This window comes from Cryobacterium sp. TMT2-14 (genome assembly GCF_004402465.1).
Taxonomy (GTDB): domain Bacteria; phylum Actinomycetota; class Actinomycetes; order Actinomycetales; family Microbacteriaceae; genus Cryobacterium; species Cryobacterium sandaracinum.
On sequence record NZ_SOFV01000044.1, the window covers coordinates 46,503 to 54,242 of the forward strand.

Below are 7,740 nucleotides of genomic sequence, written 5' to 3' on the forward strand. Positions count from 1 at the left end.
CTCACCGGAGTATCACCATGATCCAGGGCTTCAAAGAATTCATCATGCGCGGCAACGTCATTGAGCTTGCTGTCGCCGTGGTCATCGGCGCGGCGTTCACCGGGGTGGTCAGCGCGATCGTCACGGGCATCTTCAACCCGCTGATCGCGGCGATCTTCGACTCGGAGAGCCTGACGGAGGCAATGGTCATCGGCCTTCCCGGCGGGGGCGGCCTGTCGTTCGGTCTCGTCCTCGCCGCAGCCATCAACTTCCTGCTGGTCGCGGCCGTCGTCTATTTCGTCTTCGTGATGCCGCTCAACCACCTCAAGCACACGCAGGAGCGTCGCCGTGCAGCCGGAATTCCCTCCACCGCCGATGCCGCCGCCCCCACAACGGAACTCGACCTCCTGACCGAGATCCGGGACCTGCTGGCCGCCGGCGCGACACTCGACCAGGGTCCGAAGCACACGCTCTAGATGAGTGAGGCCTCATCGATTGGTTATCGCTCCCGGCAAGCCAATTCTGACCGGCCCCCGTTGACGCTGCTCAGTACAGGCGGAAGGCCGTGTCCGGGGTCGAACCAATTCGACGGAGATTCTGACGTTTGAGCGGGATTTCGGCCTGTTTCCGGACGATACGGGCAGAATCTCCGTCGAATTCGTTCGGGCCGCGGGCGGAGCGCGTGGTGGATACCGAGCGGCACAAGCGCTGCTGCACAGCGGGCAGGCGTTGTGGCCAACTCAGGAGATCCCTCCGGCCGGGTCGGGCATCCGCGCCGGTTCCGCACTGCTCCGCGGCGGCTGGTGAATGCGGCCGACGGATGTCCTGAGTTAGCCACACACACACACACGCGGGCTCGGCGGGCCCATCGCCCACGACGATGCGGCCTCACTCATCCACGGCAGTCACCGACTCCGTCCCTTCGGCTACCAGTGCGGCGGGCGGTCCTGACGGAGCCGTTCGTCGTTGACGCCGCGGGTGCCCGGTCCGGCGGGATCGGCGGGCACGATGCCGCCCTCCTCGCGCAGAACCGGTGGGTGCGGATCGGGGTCGGTGTCGGGCGCGGGCGTCAGCCGAGCACGCCGGGACGTGCCGGCCGATTTGACGACGGACTGCCGGGGAACGACGGATGCGTCCCGGTGGCCGACCTTATCCCGGTGGTCGAGCTTGTCGAGACCATCCCGCTCGGGTACGTCGCGCTCAGGCACCAGGTCGGCGCACCGGACCGGACGAACCAGGCCCCGTCGAACCACGCCCCGACGAACCAGGCGCCGTCGAACCAGGCGCCGTCGAACCACGCCCCGTCGTACCAGGCGCGGCCGAGCCATGCGCGGAGGATCCGGCAGCCGCCGGCGGCACCGACAGGCCGACGAGTGCCGCCACGCGGGCGGCCACCGCGTCCGGGTTGCTGAAGAGTTCGAAGCTGTGCACCCGCAGGTAGTGCCAGCCGAGGCGGCGCAGCACTTCGGGGCGGAGCCTCAGGGACTCGCGCAAGCTCGACCGGCCGACGACGGCATCCGTTTCGACGACGACGGCACGGCCCGCGTGCGAGCCGGCGAGGGCCAGCTTGCCGCGGTGGCCGAGCGACACGGTGAGGCCAAGGCGTTCCAGGCGGCGGGCCAGGTCGACCAGCATCGCCTCGCTCGCGTCGGGAACCTGGGCCTCGTTGCGGCGCGCCTCGGTCTCGCTGAGCACCTGGGAGAGCGCGAGGATGCCGTGGCGCTGGCGATCCTCGTCGATGTCGGAGGGGCGGAAGCAGGAAACGATGTCCATGGCCCGGCGGGCCCGGGTCATGCCGATGGCCAGCAGCCGCTCGCCGCCCGGTTCACCGAGCGAACCGAAGTTCGTCAGGAGACGGCCGTGCGGGGTGCGGCCGTAGCCGATGGAGAAGATCACCCGGTCGCGGCTCTGCGCCACGGCCTGCTCGAGGGTGAGCACAGTGAATGGCTCGGCCCGGTCTTTCAGGATGAAGTCGGAGAGGTCGGTACGCTTGGAGAAGGCGGACAGCACGGCCTGGTGCACACGCACGGAGTGCCGCGCGCTGGCCGTGATGACCATGAGTGATTCCTTCGGGCGCTTGACGGCGTGGTCCATGACGAGTTCGACGACCTTGGCCACCTCGGCGTCGACGCTTTCCACGGCCCCGGAGTCGGCGTCGGGCATGCCGTGCCCGCCGGCCACGTAGTTGATGGTGAGGCTGCCGTGCCCGAGGTAGCTGCCCGCCCAGGGCAGGGAGTCGATGCGCCCGCCGTAGAAACGGTGGTTGACGAGTTCCGCGAGGTCTTCGCCGCCAGCGCGGTAGCTGCGGGTCAGGGTGAGGGTCGGCAGCAGCTCGCCGAGGCGGGCCAGGGCCGAGTCGGCGTGCAGGGCGTCGACGTTGGTCTCCTGCTCGACGCGGTCGTCGGCGGCGGCCGTGATGCCGGTCTCGAACGACGACGGTGTCTGCGTGACCGGGTCGCCGAACGCGACGATCTGCCGGCCGCGACGGATGGCGCCGACGTTCTCGGCCAGAGTGGTGGCGCCGGCGTCGACGAGCAGGACGGTGTCGAAGCTCATCTGGTCGGCGAGTGCCGCCACCTCGTAGGGCGAGGCCAGCCAGACCGGGGCGAGCACGCGGCCCAGGTGCGGGGCGGCCTTGTGCAGGCGGGTGGGGGTGGCCCGGTCGGCGCGCAGCAGGCGCCTGAGGTTGTCGGCCTCCTCGGGCCAGTCGACGACGCCGATCTTCCAGGTCTCGGCGAGCAGCCAGGCGAGGAGCTGCCCGGTGGTCGAGGCGTGCGCCTCGTCGACCAGGCGGAAGTCGGCCTCGAGCCGGTCGAGAACCTGCGTGTTGGCGTTCAGGAGGGCCTTGTCGCCGCTGAGCATGGTCTCGAGCACGGACTGCCACCAGGCGAGTTCGAGCTCGTCGGCGACGTCTCTCTCGGACACGTGGCGCTGGGCCAGGTCGGTCATCAGCGGGTCGAGATTGTGTTCGCGCAGGGTAGCGAGCAGCGCGGTGCGCTCATGTAGGTTCGCCAGCACCTCGCTCTCGGCGGCCAGGCCGGAGATCGTGTAGATGAGCTCCTTCACCGGGCGGTTCGACAGCTGACGCGTGGTTCCGGCCGCTCCGAGCGGAATGTCGAGGCTCGCGAGGTCTTCCGAGACGCGCTGGTAGGCCACGTGCACATCCGAGATGCCCACGGGCACCTCGGGAGTGACGCCGGCGACTACGAAGCGCTGCCACAGGGTGCGCTGCTGCTGGATGCGGCGCAGGCTCTCGTTCATGTCGCTCACGTGCACGCCGGGGCGCAGGTATTCCACAGCGAGCTTGCGCAGACGGCGACGGTTCGCGCCGGTCATCTCGGGTGACTCCCGGCGGGACGCGGTCGCGGAGATCAGTTCGGTCAGGGACCGGTCGAAGACGGCCGGCTGGAACTTGTCGAGCGTCTCCCGGATGTCGAGCAGCAGCCGCAGGTAGACGCCGAGCTCGGCGATGGTCTCGAACGGTCGCAGTCGGGTCTGGCCGACGAGTCCGGCGGCACGCTCGAGCAGGCGCGGGAGTTCGATCTGGTTGACCCGTTTGGCCAGCTGGTGCGCCGCCGAGGCGTCCGCGGTGGAGGAGAAGGAGGCTCCGTACCAGGGCGAGTCGCCCGGTCCGTAGCGGAATTCACCGAGTGCAGCCGCCTTGATCAGGGTGGCGGCGGCGGCCGGCCGACCCTGCGCCAGGCGTTCGAGCGCGCGTCGGTCGAGCCTGGCCGTGGTCGAGGGAGGTGAGGGCAGCTGCGCGAGGCGTGCCAACTCACCGAGGGCGTCGAGAACGGACACCCCGAGCGCCGGGTCGCGGCGGGTGAGCGCCGACCGGTAGTCGAGTAGCACCTTGCGCAGGCGCACGAGCGCGTCGTCGACGTCGCCGACCATGGGCTGGGTGGCCTTCTCGTTGCGGGTGATCGCCTGGATCAGGTCCCGGCGCAGGGTGCGGGGGGTCACGGCGACCCCGGGCAGCCCGACCTGCACCAAGCGGTGCGCGATACCGTCGAGGCTGGAGCGGCGGGCGCTGACGACGAGCACGCGCTTGTGCTGAGCGATAAGCGAGCCGATCGCGTTCACAATCGTCTGCGTGCCGCCGGTGCCGGGAAGGGTTTTCACGACGAGCGAGTTGCCGGCCGCGATCTGCGCGACGACGTTCTCCTGCTCGGAGTCCGCGTCAAGCAGAAGGATGTCGGTGGCCGGTGGCCGGGAATCCTGGCCGAGCGGGACGACCGGGTTGTACGCGGTCTCGATGGCGCGCCGGGCGTTGGTGTTGCCACCGATCGCGTCGAGCAGCGGATGGTCCAGGTTGGCCGCATCGGCGGCGAGAGCGCGGCCGACGTCGGCGAACACGGAGGCCACGAGGCGCGGTACCACGTTGAACCAGGGCAGGTGCGAGGTGAGGCCGCGCAACCGGTCGATCACGGGCTGCGGTTTGAAGGCGCCGTTGGTGACGGCCAACGCCACGAACGCATCCGCATCCAGAACGATCTCGAACTGGTCCTTCAGCGCGCGGGCCAGTTCCGGGTTGAGGAACGGCTGGCCCTTGAGCTTGAGTTCGAAATCGCGGCCGTAGCGGCGGATGGCGAGGGGGCGCAGCAGCACGGGAGCGCTGTAGTCCACATCGTTGTGGCGCCACTCGGCGAGGCCGATGGCCAGGTGCACCGATTCGATGCCGCGCATGGAGCGCAGTTCGATGCCCTTCTGGGTGATCTCGCCAGCCGCCAGCCGCGCGTTGCGCAGGGCCAGCTCGTCGCGGATCAGGTTGGAGAGCAGAGCCGTCTTGCCGGTGATGAACTGGGGCAGACCGCCCGGATGGGTGGCGCTCAGTTCGATCCGCGTGCGGGGTCCGTCGCTGAAGTGCAGCAGCGGGGAACGCCCGCCTACTTCGGCGAGTTCGTCGCGCCAGCGCTGCCAGACCGGGTCGGCCACATTGCCCACGGTGAGGGACGGATCGCCCAAGCTGACCGCGTGCGGAGCCGCGGAATCGTGCGGGTCGGTGGGCGAAGCATCCTGAATCTCCGTCAGGATGCCGTCGTCATCTAGTTTCTTATCGAGGCGCCACACACTCGACACCATAAGCCAAATCCCTCCGATTCCCCGGCAGGCGGCCCGGAATTGCGCGGATTCAGCCCCGAATTGTCTCAAAAAGGGGCTTCCGGATGCGCGTGCGGCCGTCAGCGATTCGGCTCGCCTCGGCGAGAATGGTGCAATGAAACTCCCCCTCGTCGAACTCCACCTGCACATCGAGGGAACCCTCGAACCGGAGCTGCTCTTCGAGCTGGCCGCGCGGAACGCGGTGACTCTGCCGTGGGCGTCGTTGGCGGAGCTGCGCGCCCAGTACGACTTCGCCGACCTGCAGTCGTTCCTGAACCTCTACTACCGGGCCCTGGACGTGCTGCGCGAACGGATCGACTTCACCGACCTGACCCGCGCCTACCTGGCACGCGCCCGCACGGCCGGGGTGCGGCACGCGGAGCTCTTCTTCGACCCGCAGGCGCACACGAGCCGGGGCGTCCCGCTGGTCACCGCCCTGGCGGGGGTGCGCGACGCCCTGGACCGGTCGGTCGACGAGTGGAGCATCAGCACGAAGCTGATCGTGACGTTCCTCCGGGACCGTCCACCCGCCGAGGCCCTGCAGATCCTGCGAGAGATTCTCGCCGGTGGGGTGCCGATCGATGGCATCGGGCTGGACTCGGCCGAGGTCGGCTATCCCCCGGAGCTCTTCACCGAGGTCTTCGCTCTGGCCCGCGAGAACGGTTTGCGCCTGGTGGCGCATGCGGGCGAGGAAGGACCGCCCGACTACGTCTGGCAGGCCCTCGACCTGCTCGGGGTGGAACGCGTCGACCACGGCATCCGCAGCCTGGAAGACGAGGTGCTGCTTGACCGGCTTGTGCGGGACCGCATCCCGCTCACGGTCTGCCCGTTCTCGAATGTGCGACTGCGCGTGATCGACACCCTCGCCGACCACCCCATCGTGCGGATGCTCGACCGCGGGCTGCTCGCCTGCATCAACTCCGACGACCCGGCCTACTTCGGCGGCTACATCGACGACAACCTGGCCGCGGTCGATGCGGAGTTCGGCCTGGGACCGGACCGGCTGGCCCTGCTCGCCCGGAACGGGATCGAGGCGTCGTTCCTGACGAACGGGGAGAAGGCGGCCCTGACTGCCGAGGTCGATGCCTGGCGTGCTGCCCAGCCGGCGCCGGCTACAGCCATCCGTTCTTCTTGAAGACGCCGTAGAGGCCGACGCCCATCGCGAGCATGAGGGCGAGTGCGAACGGGTAGCCGAACACCCAGGTGAGCTCGGGCATGTGGGTGAAGTTCATGCCGTAGATGGTGCCCACGAGCGTGGGCGCGAAGAGGATGGCCGCCCAGCTCGAGATCTTCTTGACCTCTTCGCTCTGGACGAGGCTGGTCTCGGACAACCGCCGGGTCTCCTCGTTCTGGCGCTGGGTCACAAGGGTGCTGTGCACAGTGAGGGCATTGTCGAGGAGTTGGCGGAACGCGTCGCCGCGCTCGACAACCCGAAGGGTGTGGTCGAGCACGTCACGCAGGTGGTGGCTGAGCTCCGCGGGGACGTTGTAGGTGGTGAAGCCCTTCTGCAACGACTCCAGCATGCCCACGAGCGGCTGCGTCGCACGCTGGAACTCGATGACCTCCCGGGAGAGGTCGTAGATGCGCCGGGCGACGGCCTGATCGCCGTCGAAGAGCTGGTCCTCGATCTCGTCGATGTCGTTCTCCAACCCGGCGACGACCGGCCCATACTCGTCGACGATCTGGTCGAGGATGGCGTAGAGCACGGCCTCCGGCCCGAGGGCCAGCAGCTCCGGCGTCTTTTCCATGCGCTCGCGCACCTGCGCGAGGTCGGGCGACTCGGCGTGGCGAATGGTGGCCACGAAGTCCGGGCCCACGAAAACGTGCAGCTCGCCGAACTCGACGCGTTCTTCCTGGTCGAGATAGCGGGCCGGACGCAGCACGACGAAGAGGATGTCGTCGAAGCGTTCCAGCTTCGCCCGCTGGTGGCCCTTCAGCGCGTCTTCGACCGAGAGGTGGTGCAGGCTGAATTCGGCCGCGACCGAGCGCACCTCGTCGGGTGAGGGCCGGTACATCCCGATCCAGGCGAAGCCCTGGTGGGCCTTCATCACCTCATAGGTCTCGTCGAGCGTCGTCGGGTTCGCGGCCCGGCGGCCCTTCACATATACAGCGTTGTCGATCAGTGCCACGCGCGCTCTCCTTAGCTAACAGCTACCAGTGTCGCACCGGACGGGCCGCCCGCTGAGCGGGCTCGCGCACTGACCGGGCACCGGCGGGGAAGGTAGGTTGGGGGTCGTGAACCCTGAGCGAGCCGGCGACGTCTTCATCGTCGTCGCTCCCCGCGGGTCCACGGATGCCGACGACCGGCGGTTCCTGGCGGCCGCGGCTGCCTGGGCGCTCGGCGTTGATTCGCGCCTCGTGCGCATCGAGCGAGACTGTCCGCACTGCGGCGGCCGGGACCACGGCCGGCCGCTGGTGGCGGTGTCGTCCGGGGCCGGGACGGGGACCAGCCCGCTGCACGTCAGCCTCAGTCGCGCCGTCGGGTGCGTCGCGTTCGCCCTGACCTTCCTCGGCCCGGTCGGGGTGGACATCGAGAGCGTCGCGGACGTCTCCCGGGCCGGGTTCGATGCGGTCGCGCTCGGGCAGGCGGAGCTCACCGCCCTGGCCAGCCTGCCGGCCCCCACCGCGGGCGCCGCCGCGGGCGCCGCCGCGGGCGCCGCC

5 protein-coding genes and 1 pseudogene are annotated in these 7,740 nt (G+C 69.3%); 3 read left to right on the forward strand and 3 right to left on the reverse strand.

The features are described from left to right. Nucleotides 1-17: 17 nt before the first annotated feature. Nucleotides 18-455, forward strand: coding sequence for a large conductance mechanosensitive channel protein MscL (gene mscL, locus E3O28_RS15920; RefSeq protein ID WP_104099578.1), 438 nt, complete (start codon nt 18-20; stop codon nt 453-455). Between the two features lie 450 nt (nt 456-905). On the opposite strand, the gene E3O28_RS15925 is transcribed toward mscL, so the two are convergent. Together E3O28_RS15925 and E3O28_RS15930 are read right to left on the reverse strand one after the other, a co-directional pair. Next, the gene (locus E3O28_RS15925) at nt 906-1,187 is read right to left on the reverse strand and encodes a hypothetical protein (protein ID WP_104099579.1); all 282 of its coding nucleotides are present in this window, start codon (nt 1,185-1,187) and stop codon (nt 906-908) included. After that, nucleotides 1,180-5,061: an AAA family ATPase gene (locus E3O28_RS15930; protein ID WP_241973170.1), complete on the reverse strand. Its 3,882-nt coding sequence runs from the start codon at nt 5,059-5,061 to the stop codon at nt 1,180-1,182. Before E3O28_RS15930 ends, E3O28_RS15925 begins: the two co-directional genes overlap by 8 nt. A 133-nt stretch (nt 5,062-5,194) precedes the next feature. Here E3O28_RS15930 and E3O28_RS15935 point away from each other — a divergent pair, with 133 nt between their 5' ends. Then, on the forward strand, nt 5,195-6,214 hold the full coding sequence (locus tag E3O28_RS15935) for an adenosine deaminase (RefSeq protein ID WP_134342416.1): 1,020 nt from the start codon (nt 5,195-5,197) through the stop codon (nt 6,212-6,214). On the opposite strand, the gene E3O28_RS15940 is transcribed toward E3O28_RS15935, so the two are convergent. Further along, nucleotides 6,192-7,208: a magnesium and cobalt transport protein CorA gene (locus E3O28_RS15940; protein WP_104099581.1), complete on the reverse strand. Its 1,017-nt coding sequence runs from the start codon at nt 7,206-7,208 to the stop codon at nt 6,192-6,194. The genes E3O28_RS15935 and E3O28_RS15940 overlap by 23 nt on opposite strands. 106 nt (nt 7,209-7,314) lie before the next feature. Here E3O28_RS15940 and E3O28_RS15945 point away from each other — a divergent pair. After that, a pseudogene (locus E3O28_RS15945) lies at nt 7,315-7,740 on the forward strand (hypothetical protein); the annotation flags it as partial.